The organism is Frigoribacterium sp. CFBP 8766 (assembly GCF_014841435.1).
Lineage (GTDB): Bacteria > Actinomycetota > Actinomycetes > Actinomycetales > Microbacteriaceae > Frigoribacterium.
Genome location: NZ_JACYTX010000002.1, coordinates 43811 through 69988 on the forward strand (window position 1 = coordinate 43811; position 26178 = coordinate 69988).

Consider the following 26178-nt stretch of genomic DNA (forward strand, 5'->3'; position numbering starts at 1 on the left):
CCATGCCTCAGATCGTCATGTCGAAGCTCAAGGGACAGAAGCACGACAAGCCCGTACAGGCGAAGATCATGACCTTCCTGATGAAGCTCGCCGAGGATGACACGACACTCGGGCTTCACATCGAACCGATGCAGAGATCAGCGGATGCACGCGCACGAACCGGCCGCGTCGACGGGAGCCTGCGTGCGGTTCTCTATCGCCTCGACCCGCCGAACGGCGAGGTCACCTACGTCTATGGAGGCACGTGGCAGCACGACAAGGCGATTGAGATCGCGCGTACACGTGTGCTGCAGATAAACCCGATCAATGGCATCGCAGAGATCATCGACGCGGGAGCACCCGAGGCCGGCACGACCCCGGTCATCCCGATCGTGCAGCTGACCGAGCCGCAGGTGGCTTCGTTCCTCACCTCTGCTGGCTACCTGCGCTCGGACCTGACCGACGAGCTCGGGTTCGACGCGACCACGGCAGATCTGCTGATGCGCGCGAGGAGCAACGAGGACCTCCTGGCGTTCGGCGAGGGCCTCTCCAACCAGTGGCAGGTCGATGCTGTGCTTGGTCTCGCTGTCGGTGACTCCGTGGCGAAGATACTGACTTCCCTGGGTGTAGAACAGCCACCGACCGAACCGGTGCAGTCCGACGACCAGCGACTAAAGGAGGCGCTGCTCCATCCCGCCGCGAAAATGCAGTTCACCTTCATCGAGAACAATGACGAGCTGCGGCGGGTCGTCGAGGGCGGCGACTTCGGAGCGTGGCGCGTGTTCCTGCATCCAGAGCAGCGCACCTATGCAACCAAGCCTTACTCCGGCCCGTTCCGTCTCTCCGGAGGGGCGGGCACCGGCAAGACGGTCGTGCTCCTCCACCGCACCCGCGAGATGTGGAAGGAACACCCCGACGCCCGCATCGTGCTTACCACCTTCACGACGGCGCTCTCGGCCGCCCTTGTGCGGGATCTGGAGAGGCTGGATCCGGACATCGGCGTGTCCTCCGGTCTCGGTGACAAGGGAGTGCTTGTCCGCGGTGTCGATGCTCTTGCTGCGGCCGTTCGCTCGCGCGCCGGCGCGGCCTTCAACGAAGCGGCCGCCGACGTATTCGGTGCGCCGATGGAACCGCGCACCACGGTCGTGTCGAACGACAGGGGATGGCGGGAGGCTATCGACGACGCCGACCCCGCGACTCTCCCCGCATCGGTGCGTACGACGTCCTTCTTCGAGGGCGAGTACCTGCAGGTGATCCTGCCGAACCGCATCACCAGCCGGGATCAGTACTTCGCGGTGAAGCGACCGGGCCGAGGAGTGGCGCTCGACCGACGCAAGCGCGCGGCGGTCTGGGCGATCGTTGAGCAATACCGCCAGACGTCGAGGCATCTCAGCACCCTGAGCTTTGCCGAGGTCGCGGCGGTCGCATGCGCGTACCTCGACCGACAGCCTCACCGGATCGTCGATCACGTGCTGATCGACGAGGCTCAGGACCTCACTCCGGTGCACTGGCAGCTTCTGCGCGCGCTCGCTCAGCCGGGGCCGAATGATCTGTTCATCGCCGACGACGTGCATCAACGCATCTATGGATACCACGTGGTCCTCTCGCGTTATGGGATCAAGATCACCGGCCGCTCGAAGCGCCTCACGCTGAACTACCGCACCACGCAGCAGAACCTCAAGTACGCGCTGGGGGTGCTGTCGGGTGCCGCCTACGTCGACAGCGAGGAGAATGAGGAGTCGGATGCCACCTACCGTTCGGCTCGCAGCGGCCCGCACCCTCGCGTCCTGGACGCGGCATCACCATCGGCCCAGTTCGACGGAATCGCAGAGGAGGTGAAGTCGTGGGTCACGGCCGAGGTCCGCCCCGAGACGATCGCGATCTTGGCGCGCTCGAACAAGCAGGCGTCGGATGTGAAGACCCAGCTCGCCGATCGCGGCGTCGAGTTGTCGTTGTCGCATTCGGGTGAGCCCTCGACTGACAAGCCCGTTGTGATGACGATGCACAAGGCCAAAGGGATGGAGTTCTCCCGAGTCATCCTCTTCGACGTGTCGGAAGGGTCGATCCCGAATCCGATGATCACGAAGGGCGTAGCTCCGGAGGAGCTCGATGACGTGTACCTCCGAGAGCGCTCATTGCTCTACGTCGCGGCTAGTCGCGCGCGCGACGAGCTCGTGGTGTCGTGGCAGGGCAAACCTTCAGAGCTGCTCAATTAAGTGTCAAACAATGTCATCACTCAGACATGAGTACCTTTATGGGCATGCCTGCGAAGATGCAGCGGAAGAATATGGCGCAAGCGGATACTTTCTCGGGAAGAGTAGAGCAAGACCACGCAAAGATGAAACACGACGGGGGGAAATGCATGATTGACGCGCTTTCAACAGCTACCGCTCTGCGCGAGAGGTTCGTCGGTGACATCGATGAATCGTTCTGGGTGCCCGCGTATCAGCGAGGCTACAGATGGAGTCCCCAGGACGTTGAAAAACTGCTTGACGACATCTGGGAGAGCGAGGGAAGCCCGTACTATCTGCAACCGGTAGTCGTTAAAGCGATGGTCGACGGGCGGTGGGAGCTGATCGACGGGCAACAGAGGCTCACGACCGTCTATCTCGTTCTCCAGTACATGCACCACGAGTCCCTCCAGGGTTCGGCCCCCGCGTTCTCTCTGCAGTACGAGACCCGTCCCGAGATGGCAAGGCTCATCAAGGAGCCAGCACTCATCGGCGTAGACGCCAACATTGATGCCTTCCACTTGTCGAATGCCTACCGCGCGATCGAAGAGTGGTTCGATGCGCACAAAGGACGGCGCCAGTTCGCCGCGAACAAGATCTACGGCTACTTTTTCGAGTCCGTGCGCTTCATCTGGTACGAGGCGCCGGCGAAGGTCGACTCGGCAACTGTGTTCACTCGGCTCAACGTAGGCCGAATTCCGCTCACGGACGCAGAACTCGTCAAGGCGCTGCTCCTGGCAAAGGCGGGCAACAACGAGTCGACGCAGGGACGCGACTATGAGATCGCCGCTCAATGGGACGCTATGGAACGCGAGCTCCGAAGCGCTGAACTGTGGGCCTTCGCGACGGGGGGCAGTCGAGATGATTCGTCTCACATCAGTCTCTTGCTGGACGTTATCTCGTCAGAGACAGAGACGGGCAATGTGACTCCATTTCAAACCTTCGAGGAACTACGCTCTGCCATTGAGACCGATTGGCGCGCGCTGTGGAACAGGGTGCTTGATCTGCACTCCACAGTCGTTGGCTGGTTCGAGGACGGCGACCTCTTTCACCGCATCGGTTTTCTCATCGCCACCGGTGACCGTCTCACCGACATAGTGTCGTTCAGCAAGGGCCTGAAAAAGTCAGACCTCGACACGGCACTCATCGAGCGAATCCGTGAACGCCTCGGACTCTCAGCAGAAGCCGTTCCCGATCTCTCTTACGAGCGTCGGAGCGTGCAGCGCACCGAGACGGCCCTGCTGCTGATGAACGTCGAGAGCGTGCGTCGCAGGGGAAGTCAGAGCGAGCGTTACTCGTTCCATGAACACGCTGCGGGCAAGTGGTCGCTCGAGCACATCCACGCGCAGAACGCGGAGCGCTTGAATCGTGAGGACCAGTGGCGGGACTGGCTGCAGCTGCACCGAAGCGTCCTGGACGGTGTGGCGATCATCGATCTCCAGGAGCGCGAATCGATCAAGGTCCGAATCGATGACGCACTGGCAAGGCCGAAGGTAACAGAAAGCAATTTCCGTGCCATCGAGACCGACGTCCTCCGAACCCTCGGCGGAGAGGCGGACGTGGACATGCACGCGATCACGAACCTGGCTCTTCTCGACGCAGGAGCCAACAGTGCCTTGGGCAACGCGGTCTTCGAAGTAAAGAGACGCGAGGTGCTTCGCCTTGACAAAGTGGGTCGGTTCATACCGCCGTGTACTCGCAATGTCTTCCTCAAGTACTACACGCCTGACGCGAGTCAACAGCTTCACTTCTGGGGACCCGCGGATCGAGAGGGATATCTCGTAGCGATCATCGAGATGCTCACGCCGTATTTATCGTCCGCGGCGACGGATGTCGATGAGACGGGCGACGACTCCGATGACTGAGACCAGCAAGCTCGTCGCGTTCGCCCACCTCTTCGAGCCGGGGGCAGGGACGCAACCGATCAACAGGATCGAGATCCCCTTGATCCAGCGAGACTTCGCTCAAGGGCGTGATGATGCGCCGACTCGTCGCATCCGCAGCAACTTCCTGGACGTATTGGCCGGAGCGCTCGTAGGGGAGAGCACGACTCCTGTCGAGCTGGACTTCATCTACGGCGACGTCACGAGCGACGATGGCGTCCTGCGACCTCTTGACGGACAGCAGCGATTGACCACCCTTTTTCTGCTCCATTGGTATCTCGGCTATAGCAAGGGACTCGACGTGCCGAGCCAGCCGTGGGCCACCTTCAGCTACGCCACTCGAGCCAGTGCTCGACTCTTCTGCGAGCGGATCGTCGAGCACGCGCCGCCCCAAGCAGTCGGTGATCCGTCGTCGTGGATTCGTGATCAGGCGTGGTTCCAGTACGTGTGGAAACACGACTCGACGATCGCGTCGATGCTGACGATGATCACGGCTCTTCACGATCGGTTCGCCGAGGTCGACGTGAAACTGGCCTGGGATCGACTCACGGACCACCACCGGGCCGCGATCCGATTCCACCTGCTGCCGATACCCGACATGGGCTCGCCGGAAAAGCTCTACATCAAGATGAACTCGCGCGGGAAACCCCTGACTGACTTCGAGAACGTGAAGGCGCAGCTCGAGAGCCATCTCGACGAGGTCGATCCGGGCCGCTCTTTCGCTCATAAGGTTGACGGGGCATGGACGGATTTCTTCTGGCCTTACAGGGGCGAGGATGGCCTCGTCGACGGGGGAATGCTGAGGTACCTAGAGTTCGTCATCGAGAGCGGCGAGTGGCGTCGGGGGATCGCCCCTGCTGAGACCGTGGATGCTAGGGCGCGAGAGCTTCTTACGTCAGACAGCGACGGCCGCGCTAGTTTCGACCAGTTGTTCGCTGCCTTCGACACTTGGGTCGGCGCGGACATCGACGCCTATTTCGACGACCTGTTTGCCACGTCGCGAACGAAAGCCATCAACAATCGGGTACCCCTCTTCGGCGGGGAGGCTCGGACCAACTTGTTCGAGGCGTGCATCCAGACGTTCGGCGAGACGCGTGGGGCGACACGTGTCTTCACGTTCGGCCAACAATTGCTCCTCTCCGCGGTCGTTGCATACCGCGCCGGGCGTTCAACCGAGGTCGATGCCCGACTGCGGCAGCGAATCCGGGTCATCAGGAATCTGATCGACGCATCGGAGAACGAGATCCGGATCGATCGCATGCCCGCCCTGCTCGCCGAGGTCGAAAGTCTCGCGCTCAACGGGCTCGTCGGCGACAGAACAGCTTTCAATCGTGCTCAGTTCGACGACGAGCACGCGAAGGCGCAGTTCATTGAGGAGAACCCGCATCTCGAGGGCGTCGTCCGCCGTCTCGAGGACCATCCGTTGCTTCGGGGATCCCTCGTGGCTTTCGAGCTCAATTCAGCCTTGCTCGAAAAAAGGGCCGATGCGTTCCTCTTGGCATTCGAGTCGAAGAGCACTTGGACCGCTATGACTGGTGCGTTGCTTGCGGCCGGGCGGTATCCAAGGGCGAGAGACGGCCGAGCTCGGTCGTTCCAGTTCGGAGTGGGGGCTGAGGGGCTGGCCACAGCGTGGAGAGCCGTGCTCGGCACAGGCACAAGGGAGTCGGCGGCCCCCCTGCGCGAGGCGCTCAATGCGGTCCTGGACAACGTCGCGCGGTCGTCGGACACTGCTGAAGCGCTGACCGAGGTCAAGGACGACAAGCTTGCGCAGTGGGAGAGAGCGCAGGAGTTCTCCTGGCAGTACTACGTCACGAAATACGAGGTCATGCGGGAGGGACGGTCGGGAATCTACTTCGGTCTCGACGGTGCACTCGGCTACCGACTCTGCATGCTCGAGCGCACTCAATTGAACAGCTACTACAGGGATCCGTTCCTCTCAGCCATATACGACCTCGCCGGTGTGGGCGGCGAGGTCGACGAACCATGGTTCACCGGCTATGAATGGAACGACCGCTGGTTGACATTGCGGCGCAGCGGCGCTCGTTTGAGAGCCCTTGAAGCCGAGTTCGTGCTCGACCCTCCCTTGGACGACCGTTTCGCTGACACCTTCCTCACGGCCGCGGCCGAGACGGGCGCACGCGACGGCGTCATTCCGATCCCACAGAGTGTCTCCGCGGGTGAAGCGATCGACTCGGTCGATCGCGTCCGCCGAGGGGCCGAGCTCCTGCAAAGCCTCGTGAGGGCCGGATTATGACGGCCATCATGGGCCCTTGCACATGTCATGCTGATCTGGTGTTGTCGATGAGACCGGTCTTTGACGGGCACTTCAACAAAGGCATTTCCCACCGGCGTGGCCAGCGCAGCTTCGACTCGGCGTTGGGTGCTCGGCGTGGCATTGTAGGGAATCCTCCAACCCGAACGAAGGAACCCCATGGCGCAAGCAGCTGGCGGCGAAACCCCCATAGATGACGTAGGTGATGAGTCCGCAGTCAGAGCCGTCGAAGCGGAGCGCGACAACCTCCGCGAGTTCATCAAGGAGCTGAGCGGCGACGACATCAAGACCGGTGGCTGGTTTACGAAGCTCATCGCGCGCGCGCTTACGACCTATACGGACAAAGCGACGTGGGAGTACTTCCAGGACAAGTACCAGGGTGTTCCGGCCGACGCCATCGTTGACCAACGGATCAAGATGGCGTCTCGCTATGCAGCTCTGGAAGGCGGTCTCTCTGCAGGTGCCTATACCGCAGCGATTGTCGCGACCCTCGGCAGCCTGGGAGGAGCGAGCCCCGCGACGGTGCCGGCCGCGGTAAGTACGCTCGTCATCGACCTGGCGTTCGTCACGCAGCTGCAGCTCCGACTCGCTTACGACATCGCGGTGCTCTACCGAGTGCCTGTCGACGTTCGTGACCCTGACGATCTGTGGAAGCTGATACGCGTGGCCTTCACCATCAAGAGCGGCGAGGTGGCGCGCGAAGGCGTGCTAAAGATTGTCCCCGCCATGGCAAGGCCCTTGATCAAGCGCTACTACGCGAAGGGGGCTCTCACGGCGGGACGAGGGTTGCCGTTTGTGGGCAAGTATCTGCTTCAGCGCAACGTGATCAAGGTGGGTATTCCGCTCGTGGGCGTTCCACTCGCCGTCGTCCTGAATCGCTATACGACCATCATTGCGGGCCGCCATGCCCGTGCGGTTTACCGCAACGAAGCTCGAGTTGTCGAAGCGGCAACGAAGATGGCGAAAAAAACTAAGCATCCCCAGTTGTTGCTCTGGGTCGCTTGGCTTGTCGTTAATGTGGACAAGAAAATTAGCGATGAAGAGGCGCTGCTGATGCGGCATCTCGTCTCCTTAGTCAAGGAACACCACGACGTGTTGGATGAAGCGCTGCGCGAGGTCGTTGACATCGATACGGAGGAGATCCTTGGTCGGTTGGAGGTGGAAGGCGGCGACCTGTCGGACGTCATCGCGGCCGCTGAGTGGGTCGCTGCCATCGACGGGGAGCTGAACAAGCACGAGGAGCGGCTTCTCGCCGAGATCAGGAAGCGCGCCTTACGTCCGCTTTGATTGGGTCTCGAGTCCGCCAATCACTGCCCGGTGCGGCTTCCGAGTCCATGGTGCGTTGGGTAGCACGCGCGGTGTGGCGAATGTCGCCGATATCGAAGTCGTTGGTCTGGCGCCCCGCCTGAACTCACGCGTTGTTCCTCGTGTTCGACCCCTCCTATGACCTCGTCTGGGCGAGGATTCTCACCGCAGCCGAGGTCCGCGCGATCGGGCGCCGGGTGGAGCAAGCGAACTCGAGTCTTATAACGCTGCTGAGCGTCCCTGCGGCTGGTAGGGACGTGACCGCGCTGCTGACCATGGCCGACAACCACATCGACCACCCGGCCTGACCCCCCAGTAAAGGTGCTTCGCTACCGCGCCAGGTCGACGACCTTGGACAGCGCCGCGAAAACGCTTTCATTCGCTTCGGCCTGCGCGAACGACTGGCCGGCCGGCTGGACCGTGCGGAAGCACGCGGTACCTGTGGCCGACCGCAAGATCATGTCGACGTCCCCGCCTTCTTGCCCCTTCACACCCGGGGGCACGGTGACCCAAAGATCAGGCGGTAGCTCGTGGAGCCCTCGGAGCTCGATCGCTCCCTGTGGAGTACACCTTGACTGCCTCGGCCAGCGTGGCGAAACCGGCGGCGATTCGACCGTCACCATCGCTCCACCCTGATACGTTCGCTCACATGCAGGGGAAGGCGTCGAATGCGGACGAACGAGTTCGAGTAGCGATCAAACAGTGGCGAGATTCGCTCGTGAATCTTTCCGGGCGAAATCGGCTCCTTAACTACCGGCCGACTCGCTCATCGACGATCGAGTTCACTCGTCACTGCGGCAGCGAAGTCTATGAGCGCATCACCGCCGATCAGCTGACGTACACCCTAGGCATCCGCCCGCCAGCCGAGGTCACTGCGGTCGACGCGTCGGACGACCAGGCCTCTTCCGAAGCACTTGAGCAGGCCGTCTTAAGCCAACTTGGTGACTTGGTTGACCCCGACCAATATCCAGACCATCTGTTCGCTGACAAGACGCAGCGCGACGTAGACCGAGCCCTCCGGACCCTCGCCAGTACCTCCAAGCGGGAGTTCATCGACAAGGGGCTTCACACTTTGTACGTCGCCCTGGGAGAACTTCGCTGGCTCGAGGACTCCGGTGACAGCCGGCGCAGTCCGTTGCTACTTGTGCCTACCGAGCTGAGTTCGCTGGGTCCGCGGGAACGCATGTCGCTCGCTCCATCGGACGATGACATTGTCGTAAACCCAGCCCTGGCGTTGATGCTTTCCGATCAATACGGGATCCAGATCCCGGATGCCGAGGACGTGCTTCCAATCCTCGACCAGAGCGGTTTCGCAGGTGTCCTTGAGATGTTCCGTGGGATCGAGTGGCCGGCGGGTTGGGTTGTCGACGATTTTGCAGCCCTCGGCGTTTTTGCGTTTGCCAAAGAAGCTATGTACCGAGACCTCCTTGATCACGAGGACGTTATCGCCAGTTCCGAGCTCGTCCAGGCCCTTTCCGGTGGAATCACAGCGGAAGCTTCAGAATTCCTCTTCGAACCGCACGGAGACAAGGACATTGATGACGTCGCTCCGCCGGAGACTGTGCCGCTTGTGCTCGACGCGGACGCGAGTCAGCGTGCTGCAGTCCAGGCTGCTGTGGCAGGCAGGAGCTTCACCCTCGACGGCCCCCCCGGAACCGGCAAGAGCCAGACCATCTCGAACATGATCGGCGGCCTAATCGCGGCTGGCAAGAGTGTGCTCTTCGTCTCCGAAAAGGCCGTCGCGCTTGACGTGGTTCGGAATCGTCTGACTGAAAACGGACTTGGAACGTTTTTGTTTGAGCTGCATAGCAGCAAGGCCGTCCGCAAGGACGTTGCAGCTCGGCTCGGCGACGCGCTCTCCTCTGCGCCCGTCCCACCAGTCGGGATGTCAGCCTTGAAGCTGGGCCAGCTGCGCGAAGCTCGCCAAGCGCTAACCGACTACGCCATAGCGGCGAACGAGATCCGTTCGCCACTCGACCTGTCGTTCCATCAAGCCCTCGGTCAACTCGAACAGGTTCGCACCGACGTGTTCGGACCGCGCCGATCAGAAAGCGCTGAGCCCCTGTCCGCCGCTACCCTCGCAGCCATCACAGACGCTGCAGGGCGGCTGCAGGAGCAGTGGCCCCTCGCTACGCAGGGCGACCGCTCGATCTGGTATGGCTTCCGCCATCAAGGACCCGTCGAGTATCAGTTGCGCCAGCTTGCGCAGAGTCTCGAGCGGCTACAACCTTTCCTGCACGAGGGAGCTGCGTTGCGCGCTGCCTTCCAGCTGGATTCTCTCGACGACCTCGCACGTATTACACAGCTCGTCGACCTGTGGTTCCAGGGAGCCGATTTCCACGTAAGCCCGTGGCTCGACGTGGATGACATTGATGAGCTGACGGCCGCCGTTACGGATTATGAACTTGTGACGCGGCGGCAAGTCAGCGTTGAGAGCGTCCTCGTTGAAAGTGCGGGGCCAGATTGGGACAGTCTCCCACCTCTTGCATTAGAAGAGATACCGGCTCTGGATGACATCGTCGAACAGCTCCCTGGCGTGGGGCCTTTCGCCTCCGGCGAATACGCGATGGCTACGGCGCAGGCCCTGCGCGCTGCCTCGGAGGCAGCCGACCAAGTTGTCGCCCTCTCGAGCGAGCTTGCCGAGACAGTTGGGGCGCTGCCGCCCGGGACGGCTGGTGAAGCCGGCATGCTTGTGAACGCGGTGCATGCCCTGTTGTCAATGCCCCAGCTGCAGGCATCGTGGCTTTACGACCCAACCGCGCTGTCGGAGGCCGAGGCGGCGGCGTCGAACGCACGCGCCGCGCAAGAGGCCCTCGGCCACGCCGAGCATGCGGCGAGGGGCGCTTTCAACCAGAACGTGCTCGAGATTGATCTCAGCTCGGTCGAGGCGCTCGCCTCATCGAATAAGGGCCTTCTAAAACGCTTCACCGCAGACCACAAAACCCTCCGGTCGCAGCTAGCGACCCTCTCCTCAAGCGACTGGAAGTCTGCAGTCGACGCTCTCCCTCTGGCACGCACCTGGGCCAACGCCAATAGAAGAGCCACGGCCGAAGTTCTCTACGCTCAGTCGCTGATCGGGCCTGCCGTCAAAACGGACTGGACTACTAGCTGGCAGAGTGTCGACCAGTATCTGAGGACTTCGCGGACCGCTGCAAGCGTGCCCTATCGAGATCGTGGGGCCACGGAACGGGCGTTGGCCAGCCGATTGGCGCCACAGCAACTGATGGCGGACCTCGGACGTGCGCTCGAAGAATGGGAGTCAGTTCACAAGGCCTGGTTGGAACCGCTGTTAGTGCGAGATCCGTCCTTTGCGGAGATTCAGAGGACTTTCACCGAGCGGTCGGCGTCTCTGGCACCCATCATCTCTGTCGTGAACGCTCAGATAAGCGTTGTTGGGCACGCGTTCTCGGTTCGGGACCACTTGAAGGTGGCCCAAGCACGAATGGAGCACGTATCAGCTGTTGAAGCGTCCAACGCAGCACGTGACCGAGTCGAACGAGCCGCACCCAATTCTGTGGCTGGTGCAGCTGCATCTTCAGCAGGAGCCGCCAAAGCATCACGGCATCTGCGCTGGGTGAAGAGCCTGCTCATGGCGGCCCCTAACTCGAAGTCGATGCCCTCGCGCTTGACAAACGATCAAATTCGGGCGCTCCAGCGAGCATCACCGCTGGTCGGCGCGGCCGCGCCGTTCGACCGCTATCGACAAATCCGGGACGAAGTTGTCGATTGGTTTGATGAGCAGCGACAGAGCGAGCTCCGCCACGATCTCGAGGAACCGGCGACTGCCGTCGAACTTACGGCGGCCTTTCTCGCGTCCGTCGAGGAGATCGACGACTGGCACACGCTCCGGTGGGCCCGCCATGCACTCGACGCGCATGGGCTCGGCTCAGCGATTGAGCATGCTATCGAGCAGGACATGCCCACAGACCAGGTCGCTAACTTCCTCGTCTCAACGTCACTGCGCGGCTGGATCGACAGTCAGCTTGCCGAAGACGACCGTCTTGGCGCGACCGACCGTCTCACCCGCGACGACCTAGTCGACCGATTCCGAACCCTGGACGCCGAACTTTCCAGTAACGCGGTCACGCAGATCCTTACCGCAGGCGCCGCGCGCCGCCCCCGATCGTCTCTCGGCCAAGCTGCTGTCATACGGAGAGAAGCGGAGAAAAAGCGCAAGCACATTGCGGTCAGAGATCTCATCGCAGAGGCACGCGATGTCATTCTCGCCTTGCACCCGTGCTTCATGATGAGTCCCCTGGCGGTCTCACAGTTCCTCCCGCCAGAACAGCTCTTCGACGTCGTCATCTTCGACGAGGCCAGTCAGGTCCTTCCTGCAGACGCAATCAACTGCATCTACCGCGGCGCCGCGCTCATCACGGCCGGCGACCAGAAGCAGCTCCCACCCACCTCGTTCTTCGAGATAGCGTCCGAGGACAGCGACGAGGGTGACGAGAACGACGTCGCAAAGGATTACGAGTCGATTCTCGATCTGATGAAGTCGAGCGGCGCCTTCACGCCACAGAGCCTTCGCTGGCACTACCGCAGTCGACATGAACACCTGATTGCCTATTCAAACGCATCGTTCTACGACTCTCGCCTCATTACTTTCCCCGGGGCAATCGCGGAAAGCAGTGACGCTGGCGTCCATTTTTTGAAGGTTGCGGGTGTGTACCGGCGATCGGGCGGCCGTGACAACCCGATCGAGGCAAAGCACGTTGCGGAGCGTGTGATGCACCACTTCACGACAAGGCCTGACAAGTCCGTCGGCGTCGTCGCGTTTTCCACGGCCCAACGCGACGCGATCGAGAGCGCCCTAGAACTCGCCCGTGCCGCTCGTCCAGACCTTGACCACCATTTCGACGATGACCGGGTGGCGGGTTTCTTTGTTAAGAGTCTCGAATCAGTGCAGGGCGATGAAAGAGACGTAATTATCTTCTCGATCGGCTACGGTCCGGACGAGCACGGCAAGGTCTACCGGCAATTTGGACCGATCGGCCGTAGCGGCGGCGAGCGTCGACTGAACGTTGCAATCACCCGGGCCAGGGAGCTTGTGGAGGTGGTCAGCTCTATGAGCGCCGCCGACATCGGCGAGGTCAGTGCGGTTGGAACGCGACACTTGCGGCGCTATCTGGATTTCGCTGAACGCGGCACGGCGGCCCTTGCAATGGAACTTGGGCCGGCCGGTCTGGACACGGAGTCGCCTTTTGAAGATGCGGTTCTTGCTTACGTGCAGAGCCTCGGCTTCGACGTGCAACCGCAGGTCGGCGTTGCGGGATATCGCATCGACCTTGGCGTCAAGCACCCGAATAAGCCGGGTGCGTTCATGCTGGGCCTCGAATGCGACGGTGCGATGTACCACTCGAGCCGTGCCGCACGCGATCGTGATCGCCTCCGGCATAACATCCTCGAGAAACTTGGATGGCGAATCCACCACATCTGGGGAACTGCTTGGTACCGGCACCCCGACCGAGAGAAGGAACGGCTCCGGACCATACTCGAGACTCTGGCCAGCGGATCCGTCGGTGGTCGCCTGGCCGCCAACACACTTGAAAAATCCGCGCCTGTCCTGGTCGAAACGGTGCCGGCGGACCTCGATGCACCGCCGGATTGGCTGGAACAATATGACGTCGCGAGCGAGCCTAGAATCTCGCGCAACATTGACCTCGGCGACGCGTTAAACGCATACCAGCTCGTGAACTTCGTCCGGAATGTTGCCCGCACGGAGGCACCGCTCCACATTGACGTTCTCTCGCAGCGTGTGCGCGAACACAGTACTTACGACCGCATCGGCTCTCGGATTCGCACCACTCTGGTTCTCGCAGTGGCGCAAGCCGGGCTCGAGTTCGATGGGGCATTTATTCGGCACAAGCCACCCCTACAGGTGCGCGTCCGGCGAAATACGCAAGAGTTCTCGCGCCCAATTGAGCACGTGCCCAACGAGGAACTCGAGAGTGCGATTGAACTTCTCGTAACGGACGCGGTCGGTGTGCATCGGACAGAAATCGTGGCGCGCACGGCGCTTACATTCGGATGGCGACGCTCTGGCTCGGACATCCGCTATCGAGTCGAGTCTTCGGTCGATGCGCTCCTCGAGCAGGGGCGGCTCATCGAGTCGTCAGACGGACTGCGCATCGGCAACCAAAGTTGACGTTTCTGCAGACCTCGCCGACGCGTGCTGAAATGCTCTGTGCACTGGGTCGCGAGCGACTGAGCGGGCTGGTAGCACTGGTAGGTAGGAGGAAAACGTAGTTGGCTCGGACCTGAGGTGTGCAGCGATCGCGCGGATGGAACCTCCTCAGTCGAAGATCGCGGCCTGGTCACAAAAGCACTTTGCCCTAGGAGCAAGCACTTCAGGCCGCCGTCCCTGCTCTTCGTGACTTCGATGCTCCTCGTGGCGTGCCGCGTGTAACGAGTGCGTGAAGCTTCGGGGGCGGGAGGGGGAGGGCGTGAGCCACGCCGAAGGCCCGTAGCTGCGGGGATCGCGGGGTGCAGAGTGCGCACGCAGGCGCCGCCTCCTACGGTTTGACGGCCTCGCGGCGGGGCCGCGCGTCCCTTATCGTTCAGCGGAACGATAAACGGAAGGCCATCCCCGCATGACACCGATCGTCCCTGAACACCGATCCGGCCTGAGCCGGCGCACCGTGCTGGCCGGCGCCGCCGGGCTCGCCGGGCTGGGCCTGCTCACCCTGTCGGGCTGCACGCCGGCACGGAGCAACCCGACCATCCCCGAGGCCGCCGCCGTTGGCACAGCGAAGAGTGGCGGTCGCCTGCGCATCGCCCGGCCCGCCGCCTCCGCCGCGGAGACCCTCGACTCGGCCAGCTCCCTCTCGGCCTACGAGTACCTCGGCGCCCTCTACAACCGCCTCGTCAAGCTCGACGAACAGGGCGTCACCGTGCCCGACCTCGCGGAGGAGTGGTCCGCCACCCCCGACGGCGTCACCTGGACCTTCCGCCTGCGCCAGGGCGTCACGTTCCACGACGGACGTCGCTTCACGGCCGCCGACGCCATCTACTCGATCGAGCACATCCTCGACCCCGACACCGGCTCGCCCCAGGGCGAGGTGCTCGCCGCCATGATCGGCCCCGGCAGCATGAGCGCCCCCGACCCGCTCACCCTCCGCTTCGAGCTGCTCACCGCCAACGCCGAGTTCCCCTCGCTGCTGACGGCGTACCAGTGCTACATCGTCCCCGAGGGCAGCGCCGAGGCCGGCGACCCGAACGGGATCGGCACGACCGGCATCGGCACGGGGCCGTTCAAGTTGAGCAGCTTCGAGCCCGCGGGGACGGGCAGCATCGAGGCGTTCGAGGACCACTTCGCCGGACGTCCGGTGCTCGACGGCATCGACTTCTACTCGATCCAGGACACGACGGCCCGCGTCAACGCTCTGCTCGCCGGCCAGATCGACCTCATCTCGCAGACCAACCTCGACTTCGCCACCGCCCAGGTCGTCAGCGCCTCGAGCACCGCCACCGTCGCCCGCTCGGCCAACGCGCAGTGGTACACGATCCCGATGCTGTTCACCTCCGCCGAATTCAGCGACCCGCTGGTCCGCCAGGCCATGAAGCTCGCCTACGACCCCCAGGCCATCGTCGACACCGCCCTGCAGGGCACCGGATCGCCGGGGTGGGACAACCCCGTGCCTCCCACCCAGGCCGTCTGGCTCGACGAGCAGCGCCAGCACGACCCCGAGAAGGCCCGGGCACTGCTCAAGCAGGCTGGCCGCGAAGGGTTCCGCACCGAGATCTACACGTCCAGCTACGAGTCGGTCTTCACCCCGATGGCCGTCGCGTACCGCGACCAGGTCAAGGAGGCGGGCATCGATCTCGTCGTGCGCAACGCCTCCTCGGATTCCTATTACACGCAGATCTGGATGCAGAAGCCGCTGATGGTCAGCTACTGGTTCACCGGCCGCCCGATCGACCAGCTGCTCAACCAGATCTTCCGCACCGGCTCGTCGTACAACGAGAGCGCCTGGTCGAACCCCACCTTCGACGGGCTGCTCGACTCCGCCCGCGCCGAGATGAACGACGACCGTCGCCGCATGCTCTACCAGGACGCCCAGCGCGTCATCGTCGAGGACTCCGCCGACATGACGCCGATGTTCGGCGACCGACTCGTCGGCCTCGGGCGCAACGTCGTCAACTACCGCGAGTACGGCTTCGAGTTCGACTACCTGCAGATCGGACTGCGCGCATGAGCACCGAGATCACCACGCCGCCGGGTCAGCCGCAGCCGGGTCAGCCGCGTCCGTCGACGGACGCCGAGAAGCAGAGCCGAGGAGGCGCCCCCTCGCCCCGAGGAGGCTCCCGACCCGGCAGCGCGGCCGTCACCACGGCCCTGCTCGTGCTGCGCCGGGTCGGCACCGCCCTGCTCACCGTGCTGCTCGCCTCCTTCTTCGTGTTCTTCGCGGTGCAGGCGCTGCCCGGCGACGTCGCGCAGCAGCTGCTCGGCCAGGACGCGACGCCCGACGCGGTCGCCGCCCTGCGCGAGACGCTCGGCCTCGACCAGAACGTCTGGGCCCGCTACGGCCAGTGGCTCATCGGCGCCAGCCACGGCGACTTCGGCATCTCTCTGGTCAGCGGGGCTCCGGTCGGGCCCGACCTGCTCGTCGCGTTCCGCAACAGCATGCTGATCGCGGTGCCGGCCCTGCTCGTCGGCGTCACGCTGTCGCTGACGCTCGGCGTCGTCGCCGGCGTCCGTCGCGGTCGCCCGAGCGACCACGCCATCTCGCTGATCAGCCTGGTCGTGATGAGCGTGCCGGAGTTCATGGTCGCGACGATCCTCGTGCTGCTGTTCGCTGTCGCGATCCCGATCTTCCCGGCCGTCGTGCTGCGCGGCGACAGCGCCACCGTGACGGAGCTGCTGCCGAGCGTGTGGCTGCCCGCCATCGTGCTGACCCTCGCCATGGCGGCCTACATCGTCCGGACGGCACGCTCGTCGACCATCGACGTGATGGCCTCGGAGTTCGTCACCACCGCCGAGCTCAAGGGCCTCTCGACCCGCCAGGTCGTCTGGCGCCACGCCGTGCCGAGCGCCTTGCTGCCGACGCTCAACGTCGTCGCCCTCAACGTCGCGTGGCTGCTCGGGGGAGTCGTCGTCGTCGAGAACGTCTTCAACTACCCGGGCATGGGCAAGCTCATGCTCGAGTCGGTCTTCAACCGCGACCTGCCCACCATCCAGGCGATCGCCGTCGTCAGCGCGCTCGTCTACGTCGTCTGCAACCTCGCCGCCGACCTGATCGCCCTCGCGCTCGACCCGCGGCTGCGCACCCGACGGAAGGCCCGCTCATGAGCACGATCACGCCTCCTCCTGCCTCTGGTCCTGTGTCGCCTGCCGGGCCTGCTCCGATCGCGACGCGGCTGCGCTCGGTCTGGACCGGTCTCGGCAGCAGCATCAGTGCCTCCTCGGCCCTCGGCATCGGACTGGGGCTCATCGCGCTGCACGTGCTGCTCGCCGTGCTCGCCCCGCTGATCTCGGGACACGACCCCGTGATGACCGACTCGACCGCCGCGCTGAGCGGTGCGAGCTGGTCGCACTGGCTCGGCACCGACCAGTACGGCCGCGACATCCTCTCGCGCACCCTGCACGGCGGTCAGTACGCGCTGCTCGTGACGTTCCTCGCGACGACGATCGCCGTCGGCATCGGAACGGTGCTCGGCTGCGTCACCGCCTACGCCGACAACTGGTTCGACGAGGTCGTCATGCGCATCGTGGATGCGTTGCTCAGCGTGCCGTCGATCCTCGCGCTGCTCGTCGTCGTGACCGTGTTCGACTCGGGGCTGTGGGTCATCGTGCTCGCCGTCACCGTCGTCTACGCACCGGCCGTGACGCGCGTCGTCCGCGGAGCCGCCCGCACTGTCATCACCCAGGACTACGTCACCGCCGCCCGGGCCCGCGGCGAGGGAGCGCTCAGCATCGTGTTCCGCGAGATCCTGCCGAACGTCACCGACGTGGTGCTCGTCGAGTTCGCGATGCGCGCCTCCTGGATCGTGCTGCTGATCTCGACGCTGTCGTTCCTGGGGTTCGGCGCGAACCCGCCGACTCCCGACTGGGGGCTCATGGTGCAGGAGAACCGCACCGCCCTCACCGTCGTGCCGCTCGGGACCCTCGCCCCGGTCGTCGCGCTCGCCACCCTCGTGATCGGCCTCAACCTCAGCGCCGACGGACTCAGCAAGACGCTCGGCGTGGACCGCGCGCAGAAGGGGGCGATCTGATGACCGCTCGTGAAGCCGAAAGCCGAGGAGGCGCGGGTGCGGTCGACGAGACCGCCCGCGACCTCGTCGTGCGCGTCGACGACCTCTCGATCTCGTACTCCGCCGGACGTCGCGAGGTGCCCGTGGTGCGCGGCGTCAGCTTCGACATCGCCGCCGGTCGCGCACTCGGCCTCGTGGGCGAGAGCGGCAGCGGCAAGTCGACGGTGGCGCGGACGCTGCTGGCGCACCTCCGACGGGGCTCGCGCATCGTCGGCGGCAGCGTCACGGTGGCCGGTTCCGACGTCTTCGCGCTCGACGAGCGGGCCCGGCGTGCCCTTCGCGGCGGCACCGCGGCACTCGTCGCGCAGAACGCCGGACAGGCGCTGACTCCGTCGATGCGCGTCGGCCGCCAGCTGCGCGAGGCGCTCGAGAGCCACGGACTGCCCGGCGGACACGAGCGCGTGCTCGAGCTCGTCCGGCACGTGCGGCTGCCCGACCCCGAGGGCATCGTGCGGCGGTACCCGCACCAGCTCTCCGGCGGACAGCAGCAGCGGATCGCGATCGCGATGGCCGTCGCGGCGCGTCCCAAGCTGCTGGTGCTCGACGAGCCGACGACCGCGCTCGACGTCGTCACGCAGTCGGCCGTGCTGGAGCTGATCCGCGACCTCGCCGTCGAGCTCGACATGGCGATCCTGCTCGTGAGCCACGACCTCGGCGTCGTCTCGAGCATGGCCGACGAGATCGCCGTCATGCGCGACGGGGTCGTCGTCGAGCACCGGGCGACCGCGGACCTGTTCGCTGACCCGCGCGACCCGTACACGCGGGAGCTGCTCGCTAGCATCCCGCGCGTGGGCGGGTCTGGCGCTGACGCTGCTGACGGGTCGGACCATGAACCGGGTTCCGAACCAAGAACCGCGATAAAACGCGGTTCATCGTTCGGAACGCGGTTCTTGGAGCGCGTGAGTCGCGTGGTGGGCGGTGCCGGGGACGGCGCCGCGCCTCCTGCGGGTGAGTCTGCTGGCGGCGCTGCCGGCGCTGCGTGCGCCGCGGGCGCTGCGAGTGACCTGACGCGTTCCGGACACCATGACGCGGCACAGCGCGGCACGTTGTCCGGAACAGGGCATGAGGGAGGTGCGGGTCGCGCTGCCGGGACCGGGCACGCTCCCGGTGCGGTGCGGGGGACCAGCGTCCCCGGCGGCGATGCACCCTCGAGTGGACCGGACACCTCGTCGTTGCGGGGTGCATCGTCCACGACGGGGTTCGAGGGAGGTGCGGGTCGCGCCGACAGCGCTGATCGCGCCGCCGAGAGCACGGGCACCGAGCACGCGGAGGCGGTCGTCGTCGCACGCGACCTGGTCGTGCGGTACGGGCGCGGGCTGCCTGCGGCCGTCGACCGGGTGTCGCTCGAGATCGGGCGACGGGAGACGCTGGCCGTGGTGGGGGAGTCGGGGTCCGGCAAGTCGACGCTCGCGACGGCGATGGCGGGGCTGATCCCGGCGGAGTCGGGGTCGTTCACGTTCCGCGGCGCGGACGGCGTCGAGGGCGACCTCACCCAGCCCGTCGCCCGGCGGACGGCCGAACTGCGGCGGTCGGTGCAGTTGGTGTTCCAGAACGCGGACACGTCGCTCAACCCTCGTCGCACCGTCGGAGCCGCGATCGCTCGGCCGCTGACGCTGTTCACGGGGCTCACCGGCTCCGCGCGGGCCGATCGCGTCGCCGAGCTGCTGGTCGAGGTCGGGCTGTCGCCGGACTTCGCCGCACGCCTGCCGGCCCAGCTCTCGGGCGGTCAGCGCCAGCGCGTCGGCATCGCCCGGGCGCTCGCCGCCGGCCCCGAGCTGATCATCGCCGACGAGATCACGACCGCGCTCGACGTGCGGGTTCAGGCGGGGGTGCTCGACCTGCTGACGGGACTCCGCGACGAGAAGGGGCTGAGCTGCCTGTTCATCAGCCACGACCTCGCCGTCGTGCGCGGGGTGGCCGACCGCGTCGCCGTCATGACCGGCGGACAGATCGTGGAGGTCGGCCCGGCCGACGCCGTGTTCTCGGGCCCGAGCCACCCGTACACGCAGACGCTGCTCGACGCGACGCTCGACCCGGGCACCACCGAGCTGCCGAGCGTCGGTGACGGACGCCCGCGCTGGCGCGACGCCGACGGCTGGGACGACCACGGCGACGGACACCGCATCAAGCGCTGGGAGGCGATGTGAGCACGGGCGGCAGGAGCAGCAGCGACGTGAGCAGCAGCGACGTGAGCACGGACGACCGGGGCAGGCATGACACCGACAGGGGCGACTCGACCGTGCGCGGTGGTGGGCCGAGGACGCACGGCCGAGCCAGTGAGGCCGCAGATCGGGGCGTGGCGAGCAGGGGCTCCGTGAGGACCAGCGTCCACGGAGGCCCACGCCTGCTCGACCGAGCCAGGGACGAGGAGGCGGAGGGCGGCATCGCCGCCGAGGAGCACATCCTGCACCGCCTGCGCGAGCGGGAGCGCGAGCAAGCCCGGAGCCGAGCAGGCGCAGGAGGTGCCGGTCAGGGCCTCGATCCCGGTCGCGGTCGCACCGACGGGCCGGGCCCCGACGGCACCGACGACGACGGCACCGACGGCGACGGCACCGACGGCACCGACGGCGACGGGCACCTCCGCGACGGGGGCGTGTCGTGAGCGACCAGGGCGACCCGGGCGACCAGGGGCGCCAGGGCGACCGGTCCGCCGGTCGCGACCCGCGCCTCCTTTGCGATCCCGAAGTGCTGCACGAGGTCCACGTGCGCGACGAGTGGGTGCCGCTGCCGGACGGCACGCGGCTGCACGCCCGAATCTGGGCGCCGCGCGTCGAGCACCCGGTGCCGGTGCTGCTCGAGTATCTGCCGTACCGGCTCGACGACTGGACGGCTCCGCGCGACAGCGAACGGCACCCCTGGTACGCGGCGCGGGGGTACGCGTCGGTGCGGGTCGACATCCGGGGCACGGGGTCGAGCGACGGGCTGTTCGACGACGAGTACTCCGCGCAGGAGCTCGACGACGGCCTCGTCCTCATCGAGTGGCTCGCCGCCCGGCCGTGGTCGACGGGCGCGGTCGGCATGTTCGGGATCTCGTGGGGCGGGTTCAACGCGCTCCAGCTGGCCGGTCGCGCGCCGGCCGCGCTCAAGGCGATCGTCACGGTGTGCTCGACCGACGACCGGTACGACAACGACGTGCACTACATGGGCGGCGCGGTGCTCGGCATCGACATGGCGGCCTGGGGCGGGACGATGTTCGCGTTCAACTCCCGCCCACCACGGCCCGAGGTGGTCGGCGCCGACTGGCTCGCGCAGTGGCGCGAGCGGCTCGAGCACAACCGGCCGATGACTCCCACCTGGCTCGCCCACCAGGAGCGCGACGACTACTGGCGGCACGGCAGCGTCTGCGAGGACTACTCGTCGATCACCGCCGCCGTGCTCGCCGTCGGAGGCTGGGCCGACCCGTACCGCGATGCGGTGCTGCGGCTCGTCTCGAACCTCGACGCACCCGTCAAGGGCATCGTCGGGCCGTGGTCGCACCAGTACCCGGACCGCGGGCTGGCTCCCGGACCGGGCATCGGTTTCCTGCAGGAGACCCTGCGCTGGTGGGACCGCTGGCTGCTCGACGAGCCGAACGGCGCCGACGACGAGCCGGTGCTGCGGGCCTGGATCAACGACTCCGAGCCTCCCGCGACGTTCTACGCCGAGCGGACCGGCCGCTGGGTCGCCGCCGAGGCGTGGCCGTCGGAGGCGACCTCGGCTCGGGTCGAGTCGCTCGAGCTGCTCACCGGCGGCGAGCACGGACCGCTGTCGGTGCGCTCGCCGCAGAGCACCGGCCTCGACGCCGGACGCTTCTTCCCGTTCGGCAACGCCACCGACCTGCCGCCCGACCAGCGCGGCGAGGACGGCCGCTCGGCCTGCTTCGACCTGCTGGTCACGGAGGCGCCCCTCGACCTCCTGGGGAACGTCGTCGTCGACCTCGCGCTGACGAGCGACCGGACGTCGGCCACGGTCATCGTCCGGCTCTGCGACGTCGCCCCTGACGGCAGCTCGACGCTCATCACCCGGGGGGTCCTGAACCTGAACGCGCGCCACGGGCGAGAGCAGAACGTCCCGATGGAGGCGGGGGTCGAGGAGGAGGTGCAGGTCGCGCTGGTCTCGACCGGGCATTCCTTCCCGGTCGGCCACCGCCTCCGGGTGGCCGTCTCGTCCGCCTACTGGCCCTGGATCTGGCCGCATCCCGACGAGGCGACCCTCACGATCGACCCGCGGCACAGCTCGGTGACGCTGCCCGTCTGGACGCGGGGCGGCGACGACGGGGTGCGCTTCGAGGAGCCGACCCGCGCGACGCCGCTCGCCGTGCGGGCGCTGCCCCCCGCGTCGGACCTGCCGCAGCGCAGCGTCTCGCACGACGTCGGCACGGGCGAGTGGGTGCTCGACGTCGACCCCGGCTACGGCGGCGGACGCGCCTATCCCGACGGGCTCGTCTTCACCGAGGACAGCCGCGAGACCTATCGCATCACCGACGGCGACCCGTTGTCGGCCTCGGCGGAGTCGCGCTGGGCCATCGGGCTCGAGAAGCCGTCGTGGCGGGCGTGGCTCGAGACGACGTCGCGGCTGACGGCGACGCGGGACGAGTTCGTGGTCGTCAACACCGTCCAGGCCTGGGCTCGCGACGGCGGGCCGGAGGCGCCGGTCGTCGTCGTCGCGGAACGCCGGTTCGAGGACCGGGTGCCGAGGACGTCGGCGTGAGCGGGGTCGGGGACGGGAGCGGCGCCTCCTCTGCTGCGGGCGTGTCTGCGGGTGCGGCTCTCGCGGCGGGCGGCGGGCGGCAGAAGCCGGCCGTGCGGCGGGCGCTGATCGTGGAGGCGGCGCGCGGCGTCATCCTGCGCGAGGGGCTCGGCGGCACGCGGCTGCGCGACATCGCGGGGGAGGCGGGCGTCTCGGTGGGCACGGTGACCTACCACTTCGAGAGTGTCGCGGAGATCCTGAACGAGGTGGTCGTGCTCGAGACCGCCCGGTTCTACTCGTCGATCATCGAGGCGGTCGACGCCGAGCCCGACCCCGTCGCCGGCGTGCGGATGCTCGTCGAGCCGCTCTTCGCCGCGACGGACGCGAGCGACGAGCACTGGCGGCTCTGGTCGGACTATTGGACGGCCGTCGCGCGGAAGCCCGCGGTCGCCGCGGAGTACGTCGAGCGGATCCGCGTCTGGGAGGCGTGCCTCACGCGGACGCTGCGGCGCGGGGCGGAGTCGGGCGCGTTCCCGGCGCTCGGGGCCGGAGCTGGGGCTGGGGCTGCTGGACGGGCCGGGGCCGGAGCCACTGGGCCGGACGGCGCCGATCGTGCGTCGGAGGTGGCGCTCAAGCTGGCCGCCTACAGCGACGGGGTCGCGACGCAGCTCGCGCAGAAGGCCCCAGGGCTGAAGTCGGAGCTGGCGCTGACGTGGATGTGGACGTTCCTCGGGCACGAGACGGGCGCCTCCTTCGCCTGAGGTCCTCCGCAGGATCCCGAACCGGCACGAAGCGCTTTCGCAACGGCTCGCGAGGGCCGTCCGTGCCGGTTCACCGCCGCACGGACGGGTGGAAGGCCCCGATTCGGCCCTCCGCGCTGCGTGAGGGCCGAATCAGGACCACTCGAACTCGAAGCTGAGGTCGTTTCATCCGGGGGTACCGCGAGTGGTCACGAACTGTCGTTCCCCGAGGCAAGGAAGGACACTTCGTGACCACTCGACGGTGCCGAGGGCCGGTCGGGCTACGCGCGGCGGCGGTGGCGGGCCCTCACGACGAGCGCGAGGCCGGCGAGCAGCACGAGCAGCGCTCCTGCGACGAGGGGGAGGGCGTCGCTGCCGGTGAAGGCGAGCGCGCCGTCGGCCCGGGCCGTGTCGGTCGAGCCTCCGGCCGACGTGCCCGCACCCGTGCCGGCTCCGGAACCGGCACCGCCGGCACCCGGCGTGCCCGGGAGCGGGTCGGAGGCGGCCGTCAGCTCGAAGGTGCCCCAGGTCTCGGCGCCCGTGGCGTCGGTCTGGCCGACGAGGGTGTGGGTGCCGGCTCCGAGGCCCTCGGGGAGGCGCAACGTCAGCACTCCGTCGTCGTCGCTGGGGTCGTCACCGAGGTAGACGGGCTCCGAGTGGACGAACCAGTCGAGCGCCGCACCGGCGAGACGACGTGGGACGGTCGCGGTGAGCGTGCCCTCCGCCTCGTCGACGGCGGTCACGACCAGCGTGTGCGTCGCCTCCGTCAGCTCGGAGAGCGGCACCGCCGTGGGCTCCTCGTGACCGCTGCCCGGGTCGACGGGAGGCGTGGTCGGGTCGACCGGAGGCGTGGTGGGGTCGACCGGCGGGGTCGTCGGGTCGGTCGGGTCGACGGGAGGCTCCGTCGGGTCGGCCGGACGCGACAGCGTCACCTCGTCGACGACGGTCATGTCCGCCGTGCGGTACGTCGTCATCGCGATGGAGTCGGCCGTCACCTCGACGTTGGTGAAGTTCGGCGTGTACTCCTGGTTCTGCACGGCGCTGAAGTCGAAGTCCTGCGACTGGATGTCGTAGTACTTGCTGCCGCTCGACGAGTTCGCCGTGACGTAGAGCACCTCGTCGCCCTCGGGCGTGACCGTGCCGTCGACCGGCTCGTCGGTGTGCACCGGCGTCGTGCCGCTCATGAGGTAGCTGCGGACGTACACGTGGTCGTGGCCCATCAGCACCAGGTCGACGTCGAGCTCGCTCATCACCGGGGGCAGCTCGGCACGACGCGTGACGATGTCGCCGTCGGTCGCGTGCGAGGCGACGCTGTAGACCGAGTGGTGGAACGTGACGATGGTCCAGCGGGCCTCGTCGCCGTGCTCGGCGATGACCTTCCGGGCGAAGTCGGCGTGGCCGGCGTCGTCACGGTCGTTCGAGTTGAACGAGATGTAGAGCGTGTCCTGGTAGATGAACCAGTAGTCGCCACCGGCTCGGTTCGCGTCCGGCCGGCCCGCCGTCTCGCTGACGTTCGGCATCGCGAAGTGCTGCTCGTAGGCCTTGCTCGCGACGTCGTGGTTGCCGATGTTCGTCGCGAACGGCAGCGACTTCGTCTGCGACGGCGCGAGGAACCCGTCGTACTGCAGCTCGTTCGACGCCGTGTTGACCTGGTCGCCCGCGCTCAGCACGAAGCTCGTGTCCGGGAACTCGCCCGACGCCTTGCCCATGGTCTCGACCCAGCCGGCCGTGTCGGCGACCGTCTCGCCGGCGCCGATCTGCGCGTCGCCGATGAACAGGAAGCCGTAGTCGCCGGTCGCCTGCGTCTCGAACGTGTACGTCTCCGACCAGCCGTCGGCGTCGCTGCCGACGCGGTAGCTGTACGAGGTGCTCGGGACGAGGCCGGTCAGCGTCGCGTGGTGCCAGTTCTGGCCGTCGGTCGCCACTCCGCTGGTAGAGGGGAACGAGGAGGCGCGGGCCGGGAAGGCACCGTCCGTCACGTCCTTCGTCAGCGCGAGCTGCGCCTCCTCGGCGCTGGTCGAGTCGGAGTACCACGACACGGCACGCTGCGACTCGTCGGCCCCGATGTTGAGGAACACGTCGCTGATGGTGGCCTCGGCGCTCGCCGAGACGGGGGTGAGCGAGAGGAAGTCGAAGTAGATGTCCGAGCTGGTCGAGCGGTCCTGGTAGAGCGCGACCGAGACGGTGTTCTCGCCGGCGTGCAGCAGGGCCGGGTCGATCGTGAACGTCGAGCGGTCGGGGTCGCCGCCGCCGTCGCCCGCGTAGCCGACGTTGCCGTCGTGCTCGGCGACGCGGGAGTCCTCGTAGCCGACGACCTTCGTGCCGTTGACGTAGACGACGAGCGCGTCGTCGTAGACGACGTCCGCGGTCAGGGACTTCCAGCCCGCGAGCTGGTCGGCGGTGAGGTCGAGGGAGCTGCGGAAGAAGTAGGTCGGCACGTCGACGGTGCCGCCCGGGAGGTACTGCTGCAGCAGGGTGTCGACGGCGTAGCCGCCGCCCATGCCGGTCGCCTTGCCGCCCTTGGCGCCGAAGCTGCCCTGGGCGTTCTTCCAGGCGGAGTCGTCGAAGTCGTCGGCGGTCCAGCTGAGGGGGTCGGTGCTGCCGCCGGACGGGTCGACCCCGGTCTCGAGGTAGCTCCACGCCGTCGACTCGGTGGTCAGCAGCGGGACGGCGTCGTCGGCACGGGCCGACGTGACGGTGCTCGTGGCTCCGACGGCGGTGGCCGTGACGAGCAGGAGCGCCGCGGCGACGCGGGCGCGGTGGCGCGGGCGTCGTGCGGCGGTGGGGGTGGTGGTCATCCTGGTCCTTCGTGATCGTGGAGGCGCCGCCCCTCGTTCAGGGGCGGG

14 protein-coding genes are annotated in these 26178 nt (G+C 66.5%); 13 read left to right on the forward strand and 1 reads right to left on the reverse strand.

Translation table 11 applies throughout. From position 1 onward, the window contains the following. Positions 1-2 precede the first annotated feature (2 nt). From IFT90_RS06180 to IFT90_RS06240, 13 genes are all read left to right on the forward strand, one after another. Entirely contained in the window at positions 3-2195 is a 2193-nt protein-coding gene (locus IFT90_RS06180; RefSeq protein WP_192041489.1) for a 3'-5' exonuclease, read from the forward strand. Between the two features lie 44 nt (positions 2196-2239). Beyond that, a complete protein-coding gene (locus tag IFT90_RS06185; protein WP_199861732.1) occupies positions 2240-4075 on the forward strand; it encodes a DUF262 domain-containing protein in 1836 nt (611 codons plus the stop codon). Continuing rightward, positions 4068-6347 carry a DUF262 domain-containing protein gene (locus tag IFT90_RS06190; protein WP_192041490.1) on the forward strand — a complete coding sequence of 760 codons (2280 nt, stop codon included), beginning with the start codon at positions 4068-4070 and terminating at the stop codon, positions 6345-6347. The genes IFT90_RS06185 and IFT90_RS06190 overlap by 8 nt, the downstream gene beginning before the upstream one ends. Before the next feature lie 177 nt (positions 6348-6524). After that, the gene (locus IFT90_RS06195) at positions 6525-7652 is read left to right on the forward strand and encodes a hypothetical protein (RefSeq protein ID WP_192041491.1); all 1128 of its coding nucleotides are present in this window, start codon (positions 6525-6527) and stop codon (positions 7650-7652) included. Between the two features lie 131 nt (positions 7653-7783). Next, complete coding sequence (locus IFT90_RS06200; protein ID WP_192041492.1) at positions 7784-7978, forward strand: hypothetical protein; 195 nt, start codon at positions 7784-7786, stop codon at positions 7976-7978. A 251-nt stretch (positions 7979-8229) separates the two neighbouring features. Further along, the gene (locus IFT90_RS06205; protein WP_192041493.1) at positions 8230-13818 is read left to right on the forward strand and encodes a DUF3320 domain-containing protein; all 5589 of its coding nucleotides are present in this window, start codon (positions 8230-8232) and stop codon (positions 13816-13818) included. Between the two features lie 445 nt (positions 13819-14263). Beyond that, positions 14264-15868 carry an ABC transporter substrate-binding protein gene (locus IFT90_RS06210; RefSeq protein ID WP_192041494.1) on the forward strand — a complete coding sequence of 535 codons (1605 nt, stop codon included), beginning with the start codon at positions 14264-14266 and terminating at the stop codon, positions 15866-15868. Further along, complete coding sequence (locus IFT90_RS06215; protein WP_192041495.1) at positions 15865-16962, forward strand: ABC transporter permease; 1098 nt, start codon at positions 15865-15867, stop codon at positions 16960-16962. The genes IFT90_RS06210 and IFT90_RS06215 overlap by 4 nt, the downstream gene beginning before the upstream one ends. After that, the gene (locus IFT90_RS06220; protein WP_192041496.1) at positions 16959-17885 is read left to right on the forward strand and encodes an ABC transporter permease; all 927 of its coding nucleotides are present in this window, start codon (positions 16959-16961) and stop codon (positions 17883-17885) included. The genes IFT90_RS06215 and IFT90_RS06220 overlap by 4 nt, the downstream gene beginning before the upstream one ends. Then, a complete protein-coding gene (locus tag IFT90_RS06225; RefSeq protein ID WP_244644830.1) occupies positions 17885-20071 on the forward strand; it encodes an ABC transporter ATP-binding protein in 2187 nt (728 codons plus the stop codon). Before IFT90_RS06220 ends, IFT90_RS06225 begins: the two co-directional genes overlap by 1 nt. A gap of 167 nt (positions 20072-20238) precedes the next feature. Beyond that, entirely contained in the window at positions 20239-20526 is a 288-nt protein-coding gene (locus tag IFT90_RS06230; protein ID WP_192041497.1) for a hypothetical protein, read from the forward strand. Then, positions 20523-22613 (forward strand): CocE/NonD family hydrolase, encoded by a 2091-nt coding sequence (locus IFT90_RS06235; protein ID WP_371812156.1) that lies wholly within the window; start codon positions 20523-20525, stop codon positions 22611-22613. The genes IFT90_RS06230 and IFT90_RS06235 overlap by 4 nt, the downstream gene beginning before the upstream one ends. After that, positions 22610-23353, forward strand: coding sequence for a TetR family transcriptional regulator C-terminal domain-containing protein (locus IFT90_RS06240; RefSeq protein WP_371812157.1), 744 nt, complete (start codon positions 22610-22612; stop codon positions 23351-23353). Before IFT90_RS06235 ends, IFT90_RS06240 begins: the two co-directional genes overlap by 4 nt. Positions 23354-23613: 260 nt before the next feature. On the opposite strand, the gene IFT90_RS06245 is transcribed toward IFT90_RS06240, so the two are convergent. Further along, positions 23614-26130, reverse strand: coding sequence for an FN3 domain-containing metallophosphoesterase family protein (locus tag IFT90_RS06245; RefSeq protein WP_192041498.1), 2517 nt, complete (start codon positions 26128-26130; stop codon positions 23614-23616). Positions 26131-26178: the final 48 nt, after the last annotated feature.